The following is a 21,931-nucleotide window of genomic DNA, read 5'->3' as shown; positions in this document are numbered from 1 at the left end:
CGCAGATGATCGAGATTTTCGCCATCGTCCTGGGCGTCGCCCTGCTCGCCGCGGCGGCCGTCCTCCTCAAACACAGGTTCTGGCCCCCGGGACCGGACGACGAACCGCGCGAGGACGTCGCCGAGTACATCTCGATGATGGTCGGCGTCCTGTACGCCCTCGTCCTCGGCCTCGCCCTGGTGTCGGTGTGGGACGCCAACGCCGGCGCCGAGGACCACGTCGCCACCGAGGCCAGCGCCGCGCACCAGATCCATCTGCTCGCGGCGGGGCTGCCCGCCGGACAGGCCGACCGGATGCGCGGCGACATCGAGTCGTACATCCGGCACGTCACCGACACGGAGTGGCCCGCCATGGCCGAGCGCGCGCCACTCGGCACGACGGGCTGGCAGCTGCTCGACAAGGTGCGCGCGACGGGTCAGGTCACCGCCGATGCCACGCCCGCCCAACAGGCCACGGGTCAGGAGACGCTGGCGCAGCTGAGCATCCTGGACGAGGCACGCCGCGGACGTGAGGCCGACGCCGCGGCACAGCTGTCCCCGGTGATCTGGTTCGGCCTGATCGTCGGGGGCGCCCTCACCATCGCCTTCATGTTCATGTTCGGCGTGCAGCGCAGCTTCACCCACGTGGTGATGGTGATGGGCCTGTCCGGCCTGATCACCTTCACCGTCCTCCTCATCTACCAGCTGGACAGCCCCTTCGACGGCTTCTTCGCCGTGGACGCGACCCCGTTCACGCGCTACTTCTGACCTGCTCCCCTGCTCCCGCGTCCGACTCCAGCGCCGCCATCGCGGCGTTGTGCCCCGGGATGCCGCTGACACCGCCGCCGCGCACCGCACCCGCGCCGCACAGCAGGACGTTGGCGTGCCGGGTTTCCACGCCCCAACGTCCCGTGCCCTCCTGGGCGTAGGGGAACGCGAGATCGCGGTGGAAGATGTTGCCGCCGGGCAGCCGGAGGTCCCGCTCCAGGTCCAGCGGGGTCTTCGCCTCGATGCAAGGGCGGCCCTGCGCGTCGAGGGCCAGGCAGTCGGCGATCGGCTCCGCGAGGTGCGCGTCGAGCTGGGCGAGGGTCGACTTGAGGAGTTCGGCGCGCGCGGTGTCGTGGTCGCCGGCGAAGAGCCGTGCCGGTGTGTGCAGACCGAAGAGGGTCAGGGTCTGGCAGCCGCGTTCGACGAGGTCGGGGCCGAGGATGGTGGGGTCGGTGAGCGAATGGCAGTAGATCTCGGAGGGCGGCGCGGCGGGCAGCGTCCCGGCGGCGGCCTGGGCGTACGCGGCCCCCAACTCCTCGTACCCCTCGGCGATGTGGAAGGTTCCGGCGAAGGCCTCGCGCGGGTCGACGGACGTGTCGCGGAGCCGCGGCAGCCGTTCCAGCAGCATGTTGACCTTGAACTGGGCGCCTTCGGCGGGCTCGGGAGCCTCGTCGCCGAGGAGCCCGGCGAGAGCCTCCGGTGAGGCGTTGACCAGGACGTGACGTGCGGAGGCGGTGTGTTCGTCGCCCTCCGTCCGGTACGTCACCTCGGCGCGCCGCCCGTCCGTGTCGATCCGTGTGACCTCGCACCCGGTGCGCAGCCGGGCGCCCGACATCCGCGCCGAGTCGGCGATGGCGGAGGTGAGGGCGCCCATGCCGCCGACGGGCACGTTCCAGTCGCCGGTGCCGCCGCCGATGACGTGGTAGAGGAAGCAGCGGTTCTGCCGCAGGGACGGATCGTGGGCGTCGGCGAACGTGCCGATGAGTCCGTCGGTGAGGACGACGCCGCGCACCAGGTCGTCGGCGAAGCGCTCCTCGACGGCGGTGCCGATGGGCTCTTCGAAGAGGGTGCGCCAAGCGGTGTCGTCGTCGACGCGGGCGCGCAGTTCGGCGCGGCTGGGCAGGGGTTCGGTGAGGGTGGGGAAGACGCGGCGGGCGACCTCGCCGGTCATGGCGTAGAACTCCCGCCAGGCGTCGTACTCGTGCTGTCCGCCGGTGAGCCGCGCGAAGGCCTGCCGGGTGCGGGCCTCGCCGCCGCCGACCAGCAGCCCGGTGGGGCGGCCACCGCGCTCGGTGGGGGTGTAGGAGGACACGGTGCGGGTGCGCACCCTGAAGTTCAGGTCGAGGTCCCGGACGATCTTCTTGGGCAGCAGGCTGACGAGGTACGAGTAGCGGGAGAGCCGCGCGTCGACCCCGGGGAAGGGCCGGCTGGAGACGGCGGCGCCCCCGGTTCCGGAGAGCCGCTCCAGGAGCAGCACGGATCGTCCGGCGCGGGCGAGATAGGCGGCGGCGACAAGACCGTTGTGGCCACCGCCGACGATGACGGCGTCGTACGCATCACGATCGGGCATGGCTCTTCCTAGCACGGGCCGCCCGGCTTCGCGGACCGGTCACCGTCCCCTCCCACCGTCACCGGTCGCCGCCGGAGTGCGCGGTCGGCCCGGTTGAGCACCGGCTGATACAGCATTGCGGCCGGACTGCCGTATCGATGACGCAGGGTCGGACCGGTGCGATCCGGATCGGTTCGCCTCGGCGGTTCGGTGCGCCATGTCTCGGCCTGGCCCGCGCCCAGGTCACCCGCATGATCCGCTGGGAGGCACTGATCGTCGGCGCGTTCGGCGCGACTCTCGGAACGGTGCTCGGCATCTTCCTGGGCTGGGCACTGGGCCACACCCTCCAGGAAACGGTCACCGGCTACACACTCGTACTGCCCTGGGGACGCCTGGCCACAGGCATCGCGGCCGCAATGACGATCGCCCTGCTCGCCTCCCTGTGGCCGGCCCGCAAGGCGTCCCGAGTAGCCATCACCACGGCAACATCCGCGACCTGACCGAGCGCCCGACCCGAGCACCCACCAAGACGGCGAACGCGCGGTGCAACGAGAGGCCGGGGGTCAATGGCCCCCACCAACCCCCCTCTGCCGCACCACCGCCACCCTCCGGTACACCTCGACCGCCTCCGCCCCCCGCCCCAGCTGCTCCAGGCAGTGAGCCTCGTCGTTGTGGCTGGCGAGGGTGTCGGGGTGGTCCGGGCCCAGGACCTGTTCGCGGGACATGGCCACCCTGCGGTACTCCGCGAGCGCGTCGGTCCAACGGCCGAGCCAGCCGAGGCCCACGGCGACCTCGCGGCGGCTGACGAGAGTGTCGGGGTGGTCGGGGCCAAGCACCCGTTCGCGGATGGCGCACACGTCGCGGGCCTCCGCCAGCGCCTCCTCCCAGCGTCCGAGCCGTCCGAGGTTGACGCCCAGTCCGTGGCGGGCCCGGAGCGTTTCGGGGTCGGCGGGGCCGTTGACGCGGGTGCGGTCGTCGATGAGGTGGCGGTAGAGGTCCAGGGCCTCGCCGCTGCGGCCGAGTCGGCCCAGGCTGATGCCGACCTCGTAGCGAGCGGTGAGCGTGTCGGGGTGGTCGGGGCCGAGTGCCCGTACGCGGGCGTCGGCGACCTCCCGGTAGGCCTGGAGTGCCTCCGGCCAGCGGCCCAACTGGCCCAGTGCGTACGCCACTTCGTAGCGCGTGACCAACGTGTCGGGGTGGGACGGGCCAAGGACCCGGGCCCGCGCCTCCGCGACTTCCTCGGCGAGCCGGTAGGAGTCCTCCAGGCGGCCGAGACGGCTCAGGTTGTACGCGAGGTTGTGGCGGCAGCGCAGCGTGTCCGGATGGTCGGTGCCCGCCGTGCGCTCACGGACGGCGAGCACCGAGGTGTACGTCTGGTGCGCCTCGAAGTGCCTGCCGAGCTGACCCAGTACGTACGCCATCTCCTGGCGCGCGGCGAGCGTCTCCGGGTGTTCGGGGCCGAGCGTCCGCTCCCGCCCCTGCGCGACGCGGCTGTACTCGCGCAGGGCGTCGGAGGCACGGCCGGTGCGGCTGAGCGTGAAACCGACCTCGTACCGGCTGGCGAGCGTGTCGGGGTGGTCGGGGCCGAGGGCGTGCTCGCGTTCGGCGGCGACCGAGCGGTGCACCTCGCCCGCCTCCGCCCAGCGGCCGAGCCGGCCGAGGCTCAGACCGGCGTTGTGGCGGTTGGTGAGGGTGGAGACCAGTTCGGGTGGCGGTGTGGGCCGCTCGGTGGGCCGGGGGTCCGCGGCGCGACGCGCGTCGACCCGCGGGATCCACTCGCCGGTCAGGCCCGCGGCCGCGTCGGGCGGAGTGGTGCGCAGCACGGACGCGCCGCTCGCCTTGTGGCCCGTGGTCATGCCCCGCGTCCAGGAGGGCAGGCGTGGCTCGTGGGTGGGCGCAGGTTCGGAGCGGCGGACGGGGGGCGTCGCGACGGTGGGGACGTACGTGAGCGAGGTGCGTCCCGCGGCGATGCGGCGGCCGAGCTCCCGCGCGTCGTGCGGCCGTGCCGTGGGTTCCTTGGCGAGCAGGTCGAGGACGATGCGGTCGAAGTACGCGGGCAGTTCGTCGCGGTGTCTGCGGGGCGGCTCGGGTGTGGTGTCGCGGTGTCCGACCAGGACGGCCCAGGCGTCCTCCATGTCGAAGGGCGGGGCGCCGGTGGCGATCTCGTACAGCACGCACCCGAAGGAGTAGAGGTCGCTGCGCTGGTCGACGGGGTCGCCGCTGATCTGCTCGGGCGACATGTAGTGCGGGGTGCCCATCGCGATGCCCGTGCCGGTCAGGCGGGAGGTGAAGCCGATGTCGGCGCCGAGGCGGGCGATGCCGAAGTCGCAGATCTTCACCGTGCCGTCGGCGAGCCGCATGATGTTCGCGGGCTTCAGGTCCCGGTGCACGATGCCCTGTTCGTGGGTGTAGGCGAGGGCGCCCGCGACCTGGCCGGCGATCTCCACGACGTCCTCGACGGGCAGCGGGTGCTGCTTGTTGTCCTCCATGAGCTGGCTGAGGTTGCGGCCGTCGAGGAGTTCCATCACCAGGTACAGGACGCCGTCGTGCTCGCCGAAGTCGTGGACGACGGTGACGCCCCGGTGCTGGAGCGCGGCCGCGACGCGCGCCTCCCGCCGGAAGCGCTCGCGCAGCACGCGCGTGAACGCCTGGTCGTGCTGCGGCCCCATCGGCTTGAGGCATTTGACCGCGACCTGGCGGCCCAGCGACTCGTCGCGGGCCCGCCACACCTCGCCCATGCCGCCGCGCCCGATCAGATCCAGGAGCCGGTAGCGGCTCTGGATCAGCCTGGTGTCCGCCATCTCGTGTTGTCGCCCCCGTTGCCTCGCCGCGCCCTCCCCGCCCCGTCCAGTATGGCGTCCCGTCTGTCGAGTTTGTACGGGGCCGGGCGGCTGCCGGGGCCGAGTCGGGCCATGGCGCGCAGGATGTGCTTGGGCGGGAGTTGCCAGCGCACACGGTTGGGGACGGCGCGCAGGACGGTGCCGGTGAGGGCGAGGCGGCGGGTCACCGTGGCGGGTGGCGGGGCCGCTCTGCCGTACAGCTCGTGGGCGTACGGCGGCAGCGAGGCGTACGCCAGGTTCGCCACACGCCTCCACAGCAGTTCGCGCGCCGGAACGAGCAGGGCGTGTGTGGGCGGGCGCTGCAGGAAGTCGTCGACGGCGCGCGCGTCGGCCCCGGCGGCGAGCCGCGGCCGCGTCTCCTCGAAATACGCGGCGAGTGCGCCCGTCGACGCCGGTACGTCCGCGGGGTCGAGCCCCACGAGGCGGGCGCTCTGCCGGTGCTCGTCGACGTACCGGTCGGCCAGCACGTCGGTGAGGCGGAACCCCGAGCGGCGTACGACGTGGAGGTAGGAGTCGATCTCGGCGCAGTGCACCCAGAGCAGCAGTTCGGGCTCGTCGACGCCGTACTGCTCCCCCGTCTCCGGGTCGGTGGCCCCGAGCATGGTGTGGATCTTCCGCACGCGGGCGCCCGCCTTCTCGGCGACCTCGGTCGTTCCGTAGGTGGTCGTGCCCACGAAGTTGGCGGTCCGCATGAGGCGGCCCCACGCGTCCTTGCGGAAGTCGGAGTTCTCCATGACGCCGCGGACCGCGCGGGGATGCAGGGCCTGGAGGTACAGGGCCCTGATCCCGGCGACCCACATCATCGGGTCGGCGTGCGCCTGCCAAGTCACGGATGACGGACCGAAGAGCCCGGGGTCGGGGTCGGGGTCGGGTGCGGGATCGGTTGCGGGTATGGATGTGCGCGCCTGCGTGCGCTCCGGCATGGTGCGACCAACTCCTGACGGGTGACGGTCCGACCGCCAAGTGTGGCCGCGTTCCCGTCGGTCTGACCAGGACCCCTCATTCCCGCCCCGGCGGCGGCCAGTCATGCCTGGACAACATTGTCCAGGGTGGACAGAGTGTGACGCTGACCTGGCCAGGCAAGTACCACCTGATTCGGGGTAGTTGAAGTGCCTGTGCAGGTCGGGCGGCCGAAGGGGCCTGTCCGCCGCGAAGGAACGGGGTGCTGTGATGAGTCCTGCTGTCTCGGACATGGTGTTGGCGCGCGGGAACAGCATGGACGGGCCGGGTGACTGGGCCCTGCTGATCGGGATCCTCGTGCTCTATCTGGCGGTCGGCTTCGGGCTCGAGTACCGGGCGAAGCGGCGCCGGGGTGCGGATCAGCCGGTGAAGGCGGCGGCGAGAGGGCTGTTCGCGGAGCGGGAGGGCAGCGCCGCCGCCGATCCGCAGCAGTACTTCGCCAGTCGCATGGTGATGCTGGTGGGCGGCGCCGCGACAGGCCTGGCCGGTTTCCTCACGCGAGGCGCGCCGGTCGCCGTGCAGGCCCTGGTGATGGGGGCGGTAGCGGTCGTGGGGATCTTCGCGTGGGCGTACTTCGACTACCGCACGGAGCCGCGCGAGGAGTCGTGACCTTCGGTTGCGCGGGGGCGTCCCGTGGTGCGGTTGCGCCGCGTGCACCAGGAACGGATGGCACAGGTAGACGCCGCCCGGTGCCCCGGTGGCGAGGGCGAGGGACCGGTGGTCGGACACCGCCACCGGATCGGACGCGAGCGTCAACCCGCTCCCCCCGTCCTCCCCCTTACTTCTCCAGCGCCTTCGGTACGTCAACGAAGGTCTCCATACCCATCAGCTCGCCGTATCAGCCCGTATTCTTCACTGACCGTGCTTGAGTTGCCGACGGTGCAGATGGGCAACCAGTCTCAAGAAGCACCCTCAAATGCGCCCACGGCCGAGTGCTGCGTCCCCAGCACGACCGCCATCCGCACGATTCCCCCCACCCGCACGATCCCCACCCGCTCACTCCCCCGCACGCCCGCGTGCGCACACGAAGAGGTCACCTCCATGTCAGACGTTCAGCCGGAAACTCCCGGAGTGCAGGCTCAGTACGCCGCCCGGGTCGCCGCGGATCTGGAGACCAACCGCAAGGAACAAGAACGCATCGGGTCCGAGGTCGCGGCTCTGCAGGAGCAGTTGCAGGCACTGGAGAACGACCACGCCGTGTTGCTGAGCATGCAGCAAGCGCTGGGCTCACCCGGTACCGCGCCGGGCAACGCCAAGCAGCCGGCTCGCCGCAAGAAGGCAGTCCCGGCCCCCAGGGCCAGTGCGAACGGTTCCCGTGCGACCCGGTCGAAGAAGGCCGTAGCGACCAAGGACAAGGCTACGACGGACGCGCCGAAGGCCACGGCGGAGCAGCCTGCCGCACCCGAGTCCAAGTCGACGCTGGTCGAACTGATCGACAACCACCTCGGCCGCCAGAACGAACCGCGCTCCGCCGCCGAGATCGCCACCGCACTCGCCCAGGCGCTGCCCGACCGCACCGTCAAGACCACGGTTGTACGCACCACGGTGGAGGGCCTGGTCGCCAAGGGCCGAGCCCAGCGTTCCAAGCAAGGTTCGTCGGTGTTCTACACCTCGGCGGCCCCAGCGGCAGAGCAGTCCGCCGCACCACGGCAGGAGCCCTCCTCCACCAACTGAACGGCCCCACAGGGGCCACCGTCCGTGGCAGGGCCCGTCGGAACACTCCCACGTGGCCCTGCCCGCCCCTGTTCGCGGCTCCGGACAGCGAGGTGATGCAGTCCGCCCGTAGGTCGGGTACGGCCGGTGGTCGAGAGAGTCGTACCGGACCCGGTCGGCCGGGGCGGGACGGGCCCGGCTACGCCGCCTTCGCCTCGATGAGGCCGAATCCGTAGGCCTCGTCGATCGGGCGCACCGACAAGATCACGAGTCCCGCACGGCCGCACAGTTCTTCGAAGTCCTTGCGCGTGCGTTCCCGGCCACCCGCGCCCACGAGCATGTGGAGATCGCTCAGGTAGGTGAGGCCGGCGGTCCGCGGCTCGACGACCTCGGGCAGCAGGGGATCCACGATCAGCACCCGCCCGTCGGGGGGCAGCACCTCGCGGCAGTGGCTCAGGATGGTCGCCGCCAGGTCGTCGGGCCAGTCGTGCAGCACGCTCTTGATCAGATAGACGTCGGACCCCTCGGGCACCGACTTGAAGAAGTCCCCGGCCACCAGGGTGCACCGGCTCGTGAGGTCGTGCTCCCGGAGCCTCTCGGGGGCCTGGGCGAGTCCCTCCTCCGAGTCGTAGACGACTCCGCTCAGGGCCGGATGCGCGCGGAGCACCGCGGTCAGCAGTGTGCCGTCGCCACCGCCGACATCGGTGACCTTCGTGAACCGGCCGAAGTCGAAGGCGTGCGGCAGCGCGGCGGCGGTCGCCGCGGTGCCCTGGCTCATCGCGGCGTTGAACTGCGCGGACAGCTCCGGGCGTTCCTTGATGTAGGAGAAGAAGTCCTTGCCGAAGACCGTCTCGAATGTACTGGCACCGGTCCGTATGCCCTGCTCCAGGAGTTCCCAGGGGCGCAGGATCTCGGGGTCGGTGAGCATGCCCACCAGGGCCGCCATGGAGTCGGGGCGCCCCGTGTCGAGCAGTGTCCCCGCGGGCGTCGCCGCGAAGGAACCCGGGGCCCGCTCGGTGAGGAGGCCGAGGCCGGCCAGGGCCCGCAGCAGCCGGTTCATGGCCTGCGGCTGGGCCCCGGCCGCCCCGGCCACCTCGGCGGCCGTACGTTCCTCGTCGCGGATCAGGTCGAACACCTTCAACCGCGTCGCGGCGCGCAGGGTCTGGACCACCATGTTCCCGAAGGCCAGCTGGGCCACGTGCCCTCGGGCCGCCTGCTCGGCCTCCCGGGTGTCCTCGTTCGCCACAGGTGCTCCCCTTCCGCTCCGGCCGGCGCGCGACCGGCTCTCACCGGCCGGCCGCGCGAGTGGAGTCAGGCTAACCGTCCGACTCACCAGCCACAGTGGGATATTCGGGCACAAACGGCTGCCGGATATGGACCGGGAGGGGACGGCAGGTGGTCCACCCGCTGCCCCCTCCCTCCCCTCCGTTCCTTCCCTCCGTTCCTTCACCTCCTCTCTGCTCCCCTCCCTCCCTCACCTCGACCGGGCAGGCACGCGCACCGGCGCGTCGGGCTGTCAGCAGTCCGCGAAGACGGCGCTCATCACGTCGTTGTGCCCGGACGCGAGGTTGCCCTGGAACCAGCCGGGGACGGTGCCCAGGTACCCGCTGTAGTCACTGTGCTTGTAGATGTGGATCCGGGTGGGCGTGCGGTTCCAGGCCGAACTCGCCCGGTCCTCGAACCAGGAGGGCACCTTGTGGTGGCCGCAGCTGGGCACCACCCAGAGCCAGCCGCCGCCATTGGAGTTCTGGAAGAAGCACGAGCCGCTGCCGCACTCGGACCAGGCCCGGGTGCCGTAATCCTTGCCGCTGACCCAGTACAGGCCCTCCACGCCCGGCATCTTGGTGACGCTGGTCTCCTCGGCGCTCGCCGCCGTCGGTGCGGCGAGCGCGAAAGCCGCCGCCATCGCCGCCACGGTCGCCGCAATTCTCTTGCGCATGTCCCCTCCTGAAGTCACTGGAACGCTGTGCGTTCACTGTGGGCCGTGGCGGCCCGGGGATCGTCGGCAACGAGCGCACGCTTCCTGGGCATCCAGCGCACGCGCCCGTGCCCGGACCCCCGCCCGCACCTCGCTCGGCGGGACTCCGTACGCCTTGCGGAAGGCGCGGCCGAAGTCCGCGGGATGGCGGAAGCCCCAGCGCGCGGCCGTCGCGGCGAGGGTGCGGTGGCCCAGCGCCGGATCGGTCAGGTCCGCGTGGCAGCGTTCCAGGCGCAGCCGCCTGATCATGGCGCCCACGGTCTCCGGCTCGTGCCGGAACAGGAGGTGGAGGCTGCGCACGGATATGTGGTGCTGGGCGGCGATCCCCGCGGGGACCAGTTCCGGATCGCCCAGGTTGTGCTCGATGAACAGCTTGATCCGGGCACGCAGGACGGCCTTGCGCGTCTCCGGGGACAGCGTGTCCTGGGCGCCGAGCCGCCCCGCGAGGACGGTCGCGGCCAGATCGACCCCGATCGCGCCCAGCCGGGCCAACTCCGCCGGATCGCAGGCGTGGGCGGCCGCCGGAAGCCCGCTCAGGTACGACCCGAGCAGTGCCGCCGACCCGGACCCGGGCCGGGTGGACAGCGACTCGGCCAGCAGCCGGTCCGCCCGGCCACCGGCCAGCGGCAGCGCCGACCGCGCCAGCCGCAGCAACGTCAGCCGGGTCTGCCGGCCCTGGTCGAGGAAGTCGCTGACGAGCGGAGCCGAAGTGGAGAACAGGGCCATGTCACCGGCCTCTAGGCAAGCCACGCTGCCGGCCTGTTCCAGCCGGACGGGGCTTCCCTGGACGAGGACCAGGTAGTACTCCTCCAGATCGTGGCGCCTGATCTGCAGGGGTGAACGGCGCGCGGTCATCGGGGAGAAGGCGAAGGCCGCCACCTGGCTGTGCGGCATCCCCACGGCCTCCACACTGCCTCTGAAGCGGGCCGCGTGCGGGCTGCGGATCGTCACAGGCATGACCTCGTCGCCGACCATGTCGGACCACCAGCCGAACCGCTCCGCCGCCGGGACCACATCGGTGTTCGCAGAGACCACGGGCCCTTCCGCGCCGTCGTCGGCCTGCCGCGTCTTATGGATGATGGACATTCAATGATGCTCGCTGCCGGGTACCCGCCGGGAAAGCCGGCCGCCGGCCAGGAGGCGCCGGATTTTCTCCTGCCAGCCGCAGCAGTCGCAGCAGTCGCAGTTTCCGCAGCAGCCGCGAGGAGGTCAACGACATCCGGCGGAAGAGCACGACCGTGCAGCTACTGGCGTTCCGCTTCCAGACGGTCGATCTCCTCCTGCACCTTGCGCGTAACCGGGTTGCTGCGGCGGTCGCGGTCACCGAGAACCCTGAGCACGGCCCGGCCGTCTGCAGCAACGACACGTATGAGCGGCCACATAGCCACCCAGGCAACGCCGAGAACGACGCAGAGCATGCATACGTCGTCCGCCAGAGGATGCATCGACCCGGGATCGCGCAAGGCGGACAGAGCCACCACCATCGCCACCGCCTGGGCCCCCATGACGGCTGTCCACAAGAAGAGAGACGCCAGCCGCACCCAGTTGTCCAGCCCCGCGGTGCTCCACCCCGCCTTCACTCCCATCCGACGCGCCGCCAGCCTTGCAAGCCACGGATACAGCTCCACCCAGGTCAGCACGGACCGTAGCCGGGCAATCCTCCGGTCCGTCTCATCCCAGTCGGAGCGTTCCTCCATCCCCTCCACCCACGCCTCGGCCATACGCTGCGCCCTCTCGCGCCTGAGGCGCTCGTGCCCCCCAACCTCCACGACTGCCACCAGGAGCACCACGGGTGCCACCGCCGCCACGGTCGCGGCGAACGCCTCTGTCATCTCTGCTGCCATCCCCACTGCATTCCGCAGGAGGATCGAAGCCATGCCCCGTCGAGTCCGTCAGGTGGCCGGTGAAGCCCTCTTGTCGGGTGCGGGCGGGGACTTCACACTGCGGGGCACGGGAGATGGGGAGCTCATGGCTGCAGCACGACGACGGCGTCGGTACTTACGGAAGAAGACGCGCCGACAGGTGCGGTTCTGGGGCACCGCGGTCGCGGTGGTCGCCGCCATGTGGGCGGCCGGGAACTGGGCGAGTGTATGGCCGGTCCTGTTGACCGTGCTGGTCGTAGCCGTGGTGGGCGGCGCGGGGTACGGGCTGTGGCAGGCGCACCGCCTCGCGGTCGGCAAGGACCGCGCGTGGCGGCTGGAGGAGGACGCGCGGGCTCGGGAGCTGTCGATGGCCGAGGTCGACGCGCTCTCCTGGCAGGATTTCGAGCGGTACGTCGCCGACCTGTGCCGTCGGGACGGCTGCACGCGTGTCCTCGTGAGCGGGAAGACCGGTGACTTGGGCGCCGATGTGATCGGCTACCTCGCGGACGGCCGCAAGCTGGTGATCCAGTGCAAGAAGTACGCGCCGGAGCGCAGCGTGTCCTCTCAGGACATGCAGAAGTTCCTCGGCACGGCCCGCAACGAACACGGCGCGGACGTCGCCCTGTTCGTCACCACCTGCCGCAGGTTCACCGCAGCCGCGCTGGGTCTGGCGGTACGGCACGACATCATCGCGGTCCACCGCGATCTGCTGGGGGTGTGGGTCAAGGGCGCCCGGCTGGACAGCCTGATCCCACTGAACGGCCACGGCGACGGCCACGGCAACGGACGCGGACAGCGCCGCTCGCCAGCCTGACGGAGGCAAGACGCCTCGTCGGCCCGGGTCAGCCGACCGACTTGATCGTCTTCATCGTGAGGTGGGAGGTGAAGCGCTGGACGCCGGGCAGTCCGCTCAGCTTGCCGGTGAGGAACGCCTCGCACGCCTCGTGGTCGGCGACGGCGGCGCGGATGAAATAGTCCGGGCGGCCGTACATGCGGCGGAACTCCGTGACCTCCTCGTACGAAGCGACGATCTCCTCGAACTCCTCGAAGCTCTTGCGGTCGTTGGCGTAGATCTCCACGTCGATGAGCACCTCCAGGCCGCGCCCGAGCGCGGCCGGGTCCGTCACGGCCCGATACCCGGTGATGATGCCCGCCTCCTCCAGCCGCCTGACACGGCGCAGGCACGGGGGCGGTGTGAGGCCGACCCGTTTGGCCAGTTCGACGTTGGTCAGACGTCCGTCCTCGCGCAAGAGCAACAGGATTTCACGGTCGATCGCATCTAGTGCCCATTCATTGCCCATGAAGCGATTATACGGTCACAATACGCAACCAAATAAGGGGACAACTTTCCTAACATGTCTCCATGCATATACGTACTGCCCTACGACCTGCCGCTGACGTGGCTCCCCCGCAGCCGCCGCCCGTCCCGGCTCCGGCGGGCCGGGACCCGTCCGAGGCACGTACGGCGTTCAGGGACTCCCTCTCGGTGGGCATGGCGTTCGTCCCACTGGGGCTCGCCTTCGGCGCGCTGGCCGTCCAGTCGGGGCTGGACTGGTGGTGGGCAACGCTGTCGGCCGCCGTCGCCTTCGGCGGCTCGTTCGAGTTCCTGCTGATCGGTCTCGTCGTCGCCATGACCCCACTCGCCTCGATCGCGGTCGCCGCGTTCATGGTGAACCTCCGGCACGTCTTCTACGCACTGTCGTTCCCCCTGCACCGCGTGCCCGGCCGCCTCGGCAAGGCGTACGGCACGTTCGCGCTCTGCGACGAGGCCTACGCGTTGGCCACCGCCGAGAAGGCCCGCTCGTGGCCCGGCCCGCGCATCTTGTGGACGCAGTTCTTCCTGCACGCGTACTGGACGGGGAGCGCGACCGCGGGCGCCCTGCTGGGCGCCCTCATCCCCGAAGGCGTCACCGGCCTGGACTTCGCCCTGCCCGCCCTGTTCACCGTGCTGGCCCTCGACGCGCTACGGGACCTGCGGGACCGGCGCGGCGACCTGCCCACCCCACTGCTGGCCCTGTCGAGCGCCCTCGTGGCCCGTGCCGTCTTCCCGGACCAGATGCTGCTGGTCGCGTTCGCCCTGTTCACCGCCGGGCTCCTGGCCCGGCACCTGCTCACCACCACGCGAAGGCCCTGCCATGCCTGACCCCACGTACGCCATCGCCGCGGTCCTCCTCACCGCCGCCGTCACCTGGGCGCTGCGTGCTCTGCCGTTCGCCGCCCTGGCCCCGCTGCGCGCGAGCGGCACGGTGCGGTACCTGAGCGCGCGCATGCCGGTCGGCGTCATGATCATCCTGGTCGTCTACTGCCTGCGCGACCTCCCGGTCACCGAAGCCCGCGCCGCGGCCCCGCTCTCCGCGCTGGCCGTCACCGTCGCCCTGCACGTGTGGCGACGCAACGCCCTGCTCAGCATCGTCGGCGGCACGGCCGTGCACGTCGTACTGACCAGCACCGTCTTCGCCACCTGAGCCTTACCCTGTTCTGCTCGCCCTGCCCTGCCCTGCCCTGCCCTGCCCTGCCCTGCCCCAGAAGGCGGTACGCGCGCGGCGTCCTCAGGTCGTGCTCTCCGGAGACTCGTCCACGTCCCGCAAGCTCAGCGCCAAGTCGTTGGTCACGGTGAAGAAGGGCTTGGCACGTGTCGTGCCGCGCGTGCTGTGCGGCACGTGGACGGCCGGGACCACGTCGGTCTTCTTGCGGTCGACGATGTCGCCCCCGATGCGGCCGATGGTGACGGGCGGGCTGGCGTGTCCCACGTAGAGGCGTAGGTCCCACACGTCGTGTGCGCTGCTCCGTCGGGCGAGCGCCCGGGAGTAGGGCAGCGTGAAGGAGAAGTGCAGCAGCCCGTCCGTGAGCGGAGTCGCAGGGGTGGTGGGCACGGTGGTGGGCGCGGCCGCGGGTGTGGTGGGGACCGTGAAGTCGTAGGCGTCGCCCTGCCGGGAGACGGCGATCACCGTGGCGTCGTACAAGGGGTGGGGCAGGTCGGCTGCGAGAAGGCGCGCGGTGACGGTGGCGTGGTCGTCGCCGGTGGTGATGCCGGTGATCTCGGCGTGTGCGGGGCGCTGCCAGGTGCGCAGGGCCAGGAATCCGTCGGCCGTGGTGTAGGGCAGTACGGCCGTCACGTTGCTGTCGACGAGTGCGGGGGCCGAGCCCACGCTGCGCGCCTGTTCCGCCAGGGCGCAGACGAGCCGTGCCCGCTTCACCGCTGTGCCGTGGCCCGTGACGTAGCAGTCCCAGCGGCCCTCCGGCAGTTCGTGCTCGGTCGGGTCGAGGGTGATGCGGGGGTCGGGTGCGCCCGGCGCGGTGGCCGCGGGCGGCAGGGGGATACGGATGTGCCGGCCTTTGGGGTCGCGGCGCAGGCGGGCCAGGAAGTCGAGGGGGCCGGGCGGCAGCGATGCCGCGTCGAGGCGGATGCTGATGCTGCGCTGTGTGGTGACACGGGCGAAGGCGACGGGGGGCGTGGCCGGTTGAGGGCCGGCCAAGGGCTCGGGCGCGGGGGTGGGTGCGGGTGACGGTTCGCCGCGCGTGTCGGGTCCGGTCGGCAGCGCGGCTCTCAGTCTCGACCACCACGTGCCGTGGTGTGCGGTCTTGGCCGCGTGCTTGCGGGGCAGGGCCGCGAGTTCTTGGAACAGGGTCTCGTAACGCAGGGCCAGGGCGGACGGCGCGTAGGTCTGGGCCCGTCTTCGCGCCGCGGCGCCCAGACGTTCGCGGAGGAACACGTCGGCCATGAGACGGTCGAGGGCCTCCGCGTACCCGTCCACACCGGCGTCCAGGGGCACCAGGACCCCGTTCGTCTCGTCGATGATCTCCGCGGGTCCGTGAGGGCAGTCGGTGGAGATCACGGGGACGCCGCAGTGCATGGCCTCGACGATGGTCATGCCGAAGGACTCCATGTCGGAGGAGACGGCGGCGATGGCGCCCTTCGCCCATTCGGTCTCGATCGGGGAGACCGGGCCCATGAGGAACACGCGGTCGTACAGGCCGAGTTCATCGATCCGGCGGCGCAGTTTCGGCCGTTCGGGGCCTCGTCCGTAGAGGCGCAGCGACCAGGTGGGGTGGAGGGCGGCGACCTTCGCGAAGGCGTCGATGAGTCGGTCGTAGCGCTTGACGGCGATGAGGCGTCCTGCAGCGACGACGACGTCCGAGCGCAGGTCCGAGGGCTCGACGGCGGGCTGGGGGACGCTGTTGGGGATGCACAGGATGCGGGCGGGCACGTCCGGCAGCGCTCGGCGGTACTGCGCGGCGTCGGCGCCTGACACGGTGACGAAGGCGTCCAGTTGAGCGATCGCCTTGTTCTGGTGCGCACGCAACGTGGGGTTGTGGGCGCCCAGGCTCAGGTGTTCCTGGCCGATGCGCAGGTACCGGTTCTGGCCGTCACGGGCGAGGTAGCCGTTGAGGTCGGGGCGGGTGGCGATCACCACCTCCGCGTCGGTCTCGCGCAGCCATGCGCCGATGCGCTCGTCCTGCAGGGCGGAGTAGAGCAGGCGCGTGGAGTTCAGGGCGGCGCCGGTGTCCGGGAACATCGTGCACGGCTCGGCAGTGAGCGGGTGGTCGCCTTCGTAGGTGGGGCTTTCCGTGCGCATGTCGATGAGCGCGGTCAGCTTCACCCGTTCGTCGAAGGCGAGTTCAGGCTTGTCACTGACCTGGTGGACGCTCACGACCTCGACGTCGTGCCGGTCGGCCAGCGCGCGCGAGAGATTGACCGTGGCGCGGATCGTCCCCCCGATGCCATAGGCGTTGTTGATTAAGAACGCGATCTTCACTGATTGCTCCCCCCGCGCAGCCGCTCCGGTCAAGGGCGTGCGCCATCTGCCCTGCGCGGGGATCGGCACCGTGCAGGGCTTGTGTCTCTGTCGCTTGCTCTCCGCGTGCCGTACGCATGGATGCGGCTACCCAAGCTGATCCATCTTGGTCGCGTTGGCCATGAAGGACTCGCATGCGAAAAGGCACTGCCGGACGATGCCGCCAAGCGCGGGAAACGAGTTGGCGTCCCGCGCCCCAACGTCATCTTCAGCATGTGAATGGAGCCATTCAAATCCACAGAGTGTTCACATGTCCAGTGTGACGTGCGGGTCATTACGGGTGAAATTGGCGTTTTCCACCAAGCGGTGTGAGCCCTATTCGCTTCGCTGTGGCGGAGAGTGTGACGGATACGTGAAGATCCGGAAGATGTACTTCAGGTTGCCCAAAAAGGAGTGACGAACCCATAACGAATTGAACGTGTCGTTATCTCGGGGATAGCGGAAGTCGGTTACCGGAAGCCGGTCGTCGGCCGGCAGAAGCCGGCCGACGGCCGCACGCGAGGCCGCGAGCCCGATTCAGATTCCGGATCCGCCGCCCATGTTCTGATTCCTGGCATGCGACGCGCTCAGTCCCTGCGCGAATCCCTGATCGGCCGCGCCACGCTCCAGCGCGCCGCGCTGACCCGTGTTCCCTCGGCGTCGCAGTACGACCCAGCACGCGCCGATCGCCAGCGCGGCCACGACCAACATGGAGATGATGACGGTCATACGTTCCCCTACCCAGTCCCCTGCTTGTACGGCGGCACGGATGTGCGGGCCGCCCTGATCTTCATTGTCGCCCCGACACCGGAGCTCGGTCCACCGTGCGGGAGTTGACCTCGGCACCGTCGCCCTGACACCCAGCTCGCTGAACGCCGATGCCTGATGACGACCGCCTGACATGTGGCCGCTTGCATTAGCGGATACGGGACGACTTCCCCGTCACCACGACGACCGCCTCGTGCGCCACGCGCCGGACAGGGGCGAAAGGAGCAGCCATCAGCGGGTATGCCCCGTACGTCTCCCCCGAAGTCCGACCCGCCCTCCGCACCGCCGGGCGCCCAAAGATAGCGTTGCTTCGCTTGAGCTAACCCCCACCTCACCGGAGACAACAGTGAATCGCTCGACCAGGCTCGCGGTTGCCGCGCTCACGGCTTCCGCTGCCCTGCTGCTGACTGCCTGCGGTGGTGGTTCGGACGACGACAACGGCAACGACAAGATCGCGGGCGCGGACACCGGCACGAAGGAATCGGCGTCGCCGTCCGCGACGGCGGACGGGATCGACCGGCCGGAGATCAAGCTCCCGAGTGACGACAAGCTCGTCTTCGAAGAGCCCGATGACGCGAAAGAGGCGTCCGTACTCGATGACAACCAGCAGTTCATCCGGGCCACGGACGACGCCGTCGTCCGCGGGAATCCCAAGTCGGCGGCTCTGAGGTTCTACGCCAAGGGTGAAGCCCTGAAGGTCAGCGTGGACTGGGTGAAGCAGTTCGTGGATGCCGGCCAGTCCATCTCCGGGACGGTTCGCTACTACAACCGCAAGGTGACGTTCCTCAAGGACGGCTCCGCGGGGCTCACTTACTGCGGCGACGAGACCAAGGCGTACAACAAGGACCGGAAGACCGGTAAGCGTTCCGATGGGGTCTCATCGAGCAGCGACGCATACGTGTTCTACAACCTGCACCTCGAGAAGGATCCGCGGGGGGTCTGGCAGGTCGAGCAGATGATGTCGAAGAGGGGGGCACAGCAGTGCCGTTGACCACGTTCGCGAAGTCCGCCCTGGCCATGGGGACGCTGACCGTCGCCACGATCGTCTCGGCCTCTCCGGTCGCCTTCGCCGAAGGGCGCGCCCCGGGCGGTGGCGCGAAGCCCGGCTCCCAGGGCGGCGAACAGACCGGCGGGAGCAAGGGCCAGGAGATCAGCGCCAAGATCACCTACGACCTGTCCAAGAACGGGTCGGGCGGGCATGTCGGCGCCATCCAGCCGGTGGGCGATTGGACACCGCCGCCCTGCTGGTTCGCGCCGAAGTACACACCCGCCCAGTACAAGGCATACAAGAAGGACAGCTGGTCCGTCGGTGGCGATCAAGCGGAGTGGGTGAAGAAGGAGGAGAAGCAGTTCGCGAAGGGGGAGCCCGACGACGACTTCCACCTCAAGGACAAGGAAGAGGGCTACTGGTGGGGCCACTTCATCAACCATGACCGCATGGACGAAGAGGCTGCCTGGGAGTGCATGTTCCGCGACCCGTGGTGGGTGAAGAAGGGCGATGACCCCAAGGTGGAGAACGCCATATCTCCGAAGATCCTCGCCGGGCTCGCCTACGACAAGATCCGCGTTCCTGACACCTCCGTGTCGATGAAGCCCGAGGGCACACAGAAGGTAAAGCTCAACACGTGGTTGTGGCTCGACAAGGCCACGTTCAAGCCCGTGTCCGTCACCGCCGGTCTGCCGAGCCTGGGCATGACGGCGACGACCACCGCCGAACCCGTCGGCCTCCACATCGAGCCGGGTACCGAGGACGCCAAGGTCTTCCCCGCCTCCGGTGACTGCCCGATCAACGCGGACGGCAGCATCGGCGAGCCGTACGCCAAGGGCAAGGCGGATCAGGAGCCACCGTGCGGGATGGCCTACCTCAGGTCCACGTCCGGGACGGGTCCGTACCAGTTCAAGGCTTCCGTCACATGGAAGATCTCCTGGCACGGGTCGGGTGGCGCGAAGGGTGAGCTGCCGGACGGCACCTTCGAGACCACCCAGGACGTGAACGTCCAGGAGATCCAGTCCATCAACCGCTGACCGCGGTCGTCGGACAGTCAGCACACAAGGCGCGCGGAACCATCTCGGGCCAACGGGGGCCGGACACATATGTCGGACTTGAAGAAGAATGCGGCAGCCTTGCACAAGGCGTCGTCGGCGCTGGGCAAGGTGGATGACCACACACGCAAACCGCTGCACGACTTCAAGGCCGCTTCGCACGACATGTCCGCGTTCGGTGTGCTGGGCTCGTTGATGGGCGCCAAGGACGACATCCAGGACGGCATGGACACCATCGCCGACCTCACCCAGGGGCCTGCACAAGGAGTGGGAGGCCGAGGCGAAGTTCCTGGGCGATGTCTCCGACGCCTTCGACCTCCTGGATGTCCTCCTGTCGGCCCCGGCACGCGCGAAGAAGGGCTGAGTCACCCATGGGCTTCGACATCATCCCTGGTGACATCGACGTCGACATCGACGCCGAGGACCTCAACCCGCTGAAGTGGATCAACAAGGCCAACCACGCCTTCGGCGACACCCTCGCCAGCGGCCTGGAGTTCCTCGGCATCACCGACCCCGCCGTCGGCCCCGACGGCATCCGCGAGATGGCCAAGCAGTGGCGGGCCCTGGCCAAAGGACTCGATGGCGCCGCATGCGACGCCAAGTCTGCGCTCAAGGATCTGGAGTGGGAGCGCGAGGCAGCCAAGGCTCTGCACAAGCGGGCCAAGGCCTCCCGTACACAGGCATCCGCCAGACCGACGACGACAAGACCACCACCTTCACGTACACGGCCGACGGCGAGCTCGCCTCCGCCACCACCCCGGACGCGACGGTCCAGCGGCGGTACGACCCCGCCGGCCGCCTCCTCGCCGAGACGGTCGACGGGCACACGATCACCTATGCCTACGACGCGATGGGGCGCCGCACACGGCGCACCACCCCCTCCGGTGTCGTCGGCACCTGGCGCTACGACGCGGCGGGCAACCGCGTCGAGCGGACCAGCGCCGACCACACGATCCGCTTCGACCGCGACGCCGTCGGCCGCGAGCTGCACCGGCACATCGATTCCGCCCTCACCCTCACGAACACGTTCGACGCCCTCGGCCGACTCACCACGCAGTCCGCGACGGACCACACGGTCGCGCGCAGCCTCCTCCGGCGCAGCTACACCTACCGCGCCGGCGGCCGACTCACCGCTGTCGGTCAGCAGGCCAACGGCACACGCCGCTTCGGCCTCGACGCCGCGGGGCGCGTGACGACCGTCGACGCGGCCGACTGGACCGAGCAGTACGCCTACGACGAGGCAGGCAACCAGACCGACGCCTCCTGGCCCACCGGGCACCCCGGTGGCGACGCCACCGGCACCCGCACCTACATGGGCACCAGCCTCGTCCGAGCCGGCGGCGTCCGCTTCGAACACGACGCGGCCGGCCGCGTCACACTGCGGCAGAAGACCCGCCTGTCGCGTAAACCCGCCACCTGGCACTACACCTGGGACAGCGAAGACCGCCTCACGGCGGTGGTCACACCCGACGACACCCGTTGGCGTTACCTCTACGACGCGCTCGGCCGCCGCATCGCCAAGCAGCGTCTGGGCCAGGACGGGAGCGTCGTCGAGGAGACCTCGTTCACCTGGGACGGAAGCACCCTCTGCGAACAGAGCACCACTACGCCCGGGACACCTCGGCCCACCGTGCTCACCTGGGACCACGACGGCCTGCGCCCGATAGCGCAGACCGAGCGGCGCACGGCGCACGACGCACCGCAGGAGGACATCGACTCCCGGTTCTTCGCGATCGTCACCGACCTCGTCGGCACGCCCACGGAACTCATCGACGAATCCGGCGCCATCGCCTGGCAGGCACGCTCGACGCTGTGGGGCAACACCTCCTCGGAGCCCGGCGGTGCGACCACCACACCCCTGCGCTTCCCGGGCCAGTACCACGACCCCGAGACAGAGCTCCACTACAACTACTTCCGGCACTACGACCCCGAAACGGGCCGCTACCTCTCCCTCGACCCCCTCGGACTCGCCCCGGCGCCCAACCCGGCGACCTATGTGACGGACCCCCACTCCTGGTCCGACCCGCTGGGCCTCGCCCCGTACAAGACCGGTATGCCGGACCCGTACGCCGGCACCAAGGAGGCCTCGCGGCTGCTCCGCGACGCGGGCGTCCCCCGGCCCTTCCGTGTGCAGGTCATGCAGTCCTTCGAAGACGGCACGCACTCAGTGCGCCGGGCCGGCGACAGCGACTACGGGATGCGCTTCTACGACAACGAGAACGCATGGGCGCGCGGCCGCTACCTGACCACGCAATGGCCGGCCACACGTGAGGAGATCGCCGTCAAGGCGTCCTGGAACCAGTTCACCTACCTCAAGCAATGGCAGATCCGGCCAGGTGCGCCCATCATCGAGGGCAGAGTCGGGCCACAGGGGGTCGGGTACCCTGGCGGCGGAAAACAGACCTACGTACTGAACCCCGACAGGGACTTGCTGGAGCCATAAAGTGTCCGAGCCCACCACGCGGAAGGCCCTCGCCACGACCGAGCGGGCCCTGTCCGAGATCGACCAGGAGCTGGAGCGGCACGCGGCTGGCCGGGGCCAGGTCAGCACCCCCGGGCAACTGACCTCGCTGCGCCGACAGCTGGCGCAGATGGCAGCACAGCTCTCCACGCCCCAACTGCCGCCCAAGGACCAGCGCCTGCGAGGCATCGGCCGTGTCGTCGCCGACTCCTGGCCGTACGACAACCCGCTCGGCGGCACGATCCTGGAAGCCGAGCGGCGCTACCTCAAGGCCTAGGACACAGGCCCTGGACAGC

The 21,931-nt window shown here is 70.1% G+C and carries 21 protein-coding genes and 2 pseudogenes; 11 read left to right on the top strand and 12 right to left on the bottom strand.

All coding sequences use genetic code 11. From position 1 onward, the window contains the following. The first annotated feature begins 5 nt into the window (after nucleotides 1–5). Nucleotides 6–746, top strand: a complete 741-nt coding sequence (locus tag NOO62_RS36990) for a DUF4239 domain-containing protein (protein ID WP_268775159.1) — start codon at nucleotides 6–8, stop codon at nucleotides 744–746. On the opposite strand, the gene NOO62_RS36985 is transcribed toward NOO62_RS36990, so the two are convergent. After that, nucleotides 730–2,316 (bottom strand): phytoene desaturase family protein, encoded by a 1,587-nt coding sequence (locus NOO62_RS36985; RefSeq protein ID WP_268775158.1) that lies wholly within the window; start codon nucleotides 2,314–2,316, stop codon nucleotides 730–732. The genes NOO62_RS36990 and NOO62_RS36985 overlap by 17 nt on opposite strands. Nucleotides 2,317–2,453: 137 nt before the next feature. Between NOO62_RS36985 and NOO62_RS36980 the strand changes: the two genes are divergently transcribed. Further along, nucleotides 2,454–2,795, top strand: a complete 342-nt coding sequence (locus tag NOO62_RS36980) for an FtsX-like permease family protein (RefSeq protein WP_268775157.1) — start codon at nucleotides 2,454–2,456, stop codon at nucleotides 2,793–2,795. Nucleotides 2,796–2,858: 63 nt separating this feature from the next. Here NOO62_RS36980 and NOO62_RS36975 read toward each other — a convergent pair whose 3' ends face one another. Further along, nucleotides 2,859–5,096 (bottom strand): serine/threonine-protein kinase, encoded by a 2,238-nt coding sequence (locus tag NOO62_RS36975; protein WP_268775156.1) that lies wholly within the window; start codon nucleotides 5,094–5,096, stop codon nucleotides 2,859–2,861. Beyond that, nucleotides 5,078–6,058: an oxygenase MpaB family protein gene (locus NOO62_RS36970; protein WP_268775155.1), complete on the bottom strand. Its 981-nt coding sequence runs from the start codon at nucleotides 6,056–6,058 to the stop codon at nucleotides 5,078–5,080. The genes NOO62_RS36975 and NOO62_RS36970 overlap by 19 nt, the downstream gene beginning before the upstream one ends. 247 nt (nucleotides 6,059–6,305) lie before the next feature. Here NOO62_RS36970 and NOO62_RS36965 point away from each other — a divergent pair, with 247 nt between their 5' ends. Then, nucleotides 6,306–6,704, top strand: coding sequence for a hypothetical protein (locus NOO62_RS36965; protein WP_268775988.1), 399 nt, complete (start codon nucleotides 6,306–6,308; stop codon nucleotides 6,702–6,704). Nucleotides 6,705–6,713: 9 nt separating this feature from the next. Here NOO62_RS36965 and NOO62_RS36960 read toward each other — a convergent pair. Further along, nucleotides 6,714–6,903: pseudogene (locus NOO62_RS36960) on the bottom strand (phytanoyl-CoA dioxygenase); the annotation flags it as partial. Nucleotides 6,904–7,166: 263 nt separating this feature from the next. Here NOO62_RS36960 and NOO62_RS36955 point away from each other — a divergent pair. After that, the gene (locus NOO62_RS36955; RefSeq protein WP_268775154.1) at nucleotides 7,167–7,769 is read left to right on the top strand and encodes a hypothetical protein; all 603 of its coding nucleotides are present in this window, start codon (nucleotides 7,167–7,169) and stop codon (nucleotides 7,767–7,769) included. A 178-nt stretch (nucleotides 7,770–7,947) separates the two neighbouring features. Here NOO62_RS36955 and NOO62_RS36950 read toward each other — a convergent pair whose 3' ends face one another. From NOO62_RS36950 to NOO62_RS36935, 4 genes are all read right to left on the bottom strand, one after another. After that, nucleotides 7,948–8,994 carry a methyltransferase gene (locus tag NOO62_RS36950; protein ID WP_268775153.1) on the bottom strand — a complete coding sequence of 349 codons (1,047 nt, stop codon included), beginning with the start codon at nucleotides 8,992–8,994 and terminating at the stop codon, nucleotides 7,948–7,950. Between the two features lie 270 nt (nucleotides 8,995–9,264). Next, nucleotides 9,265–9,687, bottom strand: coding sequence for a peptidase inhibitor family I36 protein (locus NOO62_RS36945; protein ID WP_268775152.1), 423 nt, complete (start codon nucleotides 9,685–9,687; stop codon nucleotides 9,265–9,267). A gap of 33 nt (nucleotides 9,688–9,720) precedes the next feature. Further along, nucleotides 9,721–10,812, bottom strand: coding sequence for a helix-turn-helix domain-containing protein (locus tag NOO62_RS36940; protein ID WP_268775151.1), 1,092 nt, complete (start codon nucleotides 10,810–10,812; stop codon nucleotides 9,721–9,723). Nucleotides 10,813–10,970: 158 nt separating this feature from the next. Next, on the bottom strand, nucleotides 10,971–11,603 hold the full coding sequence (locus NOO62_RS36935; protein WP_268775150.1) for a hypothetical protein: 633 nt from the start codon (nucleotides 11,601–11,603) through the stop codon (nucleotides 10,971–10,973). 91 nt (nucleotides 11,604–11,694) lie between these two features. Between NOO62_RS36935 and NOO62_RS36930 the strand changes: the two genes are divergently transcribed. After that, nucleotides 11,695–12,402 (top strand): restriction endonuclease, encoded by a 708-nt coding sequence (locus tag NOO62_RS36930; protein WP_268775149.1) that lies wholly within the window; start codon nucleotides 11,695–11,697, stop codon nucleotides 12,400–12,402. A gap of 28 nt (nucleotides 12,403–12,430) precedes the next feature. On the opposite strand, the gene NOO62_RS36925 is transcribed toward NOO62_RS36930, so the two are convergent. Beyond that, a complete protein-coding gene (locus NOO62_RS36925; RefSeq protein WP_268775148.1) occupies nucleotides 12,431–12,889 on the bottom strand; it encodes an Lrp/AsnC family transcriptional regulator in 459 nt (152 codons plus the stop codon). Nucleotides 12,890–12,951: 62 nt separating this feature from the next. On the opposite strand from NOO62_RS36925, the gene NOO62_RS36920 reads away from it, so the two are divergent. Beyond that, nucleotides 12,952–13,731, top strand: a complete 780-nt coding sequence (locus NOO62_RS36920) for an AzlC family ABC transporter permease (RefSeq protein WP_268775147.1) — start codon at nucleotides 12,952–12,954, stop codon at nucleotides 13,729–13,731. Next, nucleotides 13,724–14,053: a branched-chain amino acid transporter permease gene (locus NOO62_RS36915; RefSeq protein WP_268775146.1), complete on the top strand. Its 330-nt coding sequence runs from the start codon at nucleotides 13,724–13,726 to the stop codon at nucleotides 14,051–14,053. The genes NOO62_RS36920 and NOO62_RS36915 overlap by 8 nt, the downstream gene beginning before the upstream one ends. Before the next feature lie 84 nt (nucleotides 14,054–14,137). On the opposite strand, the gene NOO62_RS36910 is transcribed toward NOO62_RS36915, so the two are convergent. Continuing rightward, a complete protein-coding gene (locus NOO62_RS36910) occupies nucleotides 14,138–16,345 on the bottom strand; it encodes a glycosyltransferase (protein ID WP_268775145.1) in 2,208 nt (735 codons plus the stop codon). Between the two features lie 555 nt (nucleotides 16,346–16,900). Then, complete coding sequence (locus NOO62_RS36905; RefSeq protein ID WP_268775144.1) at nucleotides 16,901–17,092, bottom strand: hypothetical protein; 192 nt, start codon at nucleotides 17,090–17,092, stop codon at nucleotides 16,901–16,903. Nucleotides 17,093–17,477: 385 nt separating this feature from the next. Here NOO62_RS36905 and NOO62_RS36900 point away from each other — a divergent pair, with 385 nt between their 5' ends. Together NOO62_RS36900 and NOO62_RS36895 are read left to right on the top strand one after the other, a co-directional pair. Continuing rightward, the gene (locus tag NOO62_RS36900; protein WP_268775143.1) at nucleotides 17,478–18,122 is read left to right on the top strand and encodes a hypothetical protein; all 645 of its coding nucleotides are present in this window, start codon (nucleotides 17,478–17,480) and stop codon (nucleotides 18,120–18,122) included. Beyond that, nucleotides 18,113–19,156 carry a hypothetical protein gene (locus NOO62_RS36895; protein ID WP_268775142.1) on the top strand — a complete coding sequence of 348 codons (1,044 nt, stop codon included), beginning with the start codon at nucleotides 18,113–18,115 and terminating at the stop codon, nucleotides 19,154–19,156. Before NOO62_RS36900 ends, NOO62_RS36895 begins: the two co-directional genes overlap by 10 nt. A 383-nt stretch (nucleotides 19,157–19,539) precedes the next feature. Here the strand turns inward: NOO62_RS36895 and NOO62_RS36890 are convergent, their stop codons facing one another. Beyond that, nucleotides 19,540–19,827 carry a hypothetical protein gene (locus NOO62_RS36890; protein WP_268775141.1) on the bottom strand — a complete coding sequence of 96 codons (288 nt, stop codon included), beginning with the start codon at nucleotides 19,825–19,827 and terminating at the stop codon, nucleotides 19,540–19,542. A 29-nt stretch (nucleotides 19,828–19,856) separates the two neighbouring features. Between NOO62_RS36890 and NOO62_RS36885 the strand changes: the two are divergent. After that, nucleotides 19,857–21,218: pseudogene (locus NOO62_RS36885) on the top strand (RHS repeat-associated core domain-containing protein); the annotation flags it as partial. A gap of 400 nt (nucleotides 21,219–21,618) precedes the next feature. Further along, a complete protein-coding gene (locus NOO62_RS36880; RefSeq protein WP_268775140.1) occupies nucleotides 21,619–21,912 on the top strand; it encodes a hypothetical protein in 294 nt (97 codons plus the stop codon). The last annotated feature ends 19 nt before the right edge of the window (nucleotides 21,913–21,931 follow it).

Source organism: Streptomyces sp. Je 1-369, assembly GCF_026810505.1.
Lineage (GTDB): Bacteria > Actinomycetota > Actinomycetes > Streptomycetales > Streptomycetaceae > Streptomyces.
Note: the sequence above shows the minus strand (reverse complement) of the source record. Positions and strands in the feature narration are given on the sequence as shown.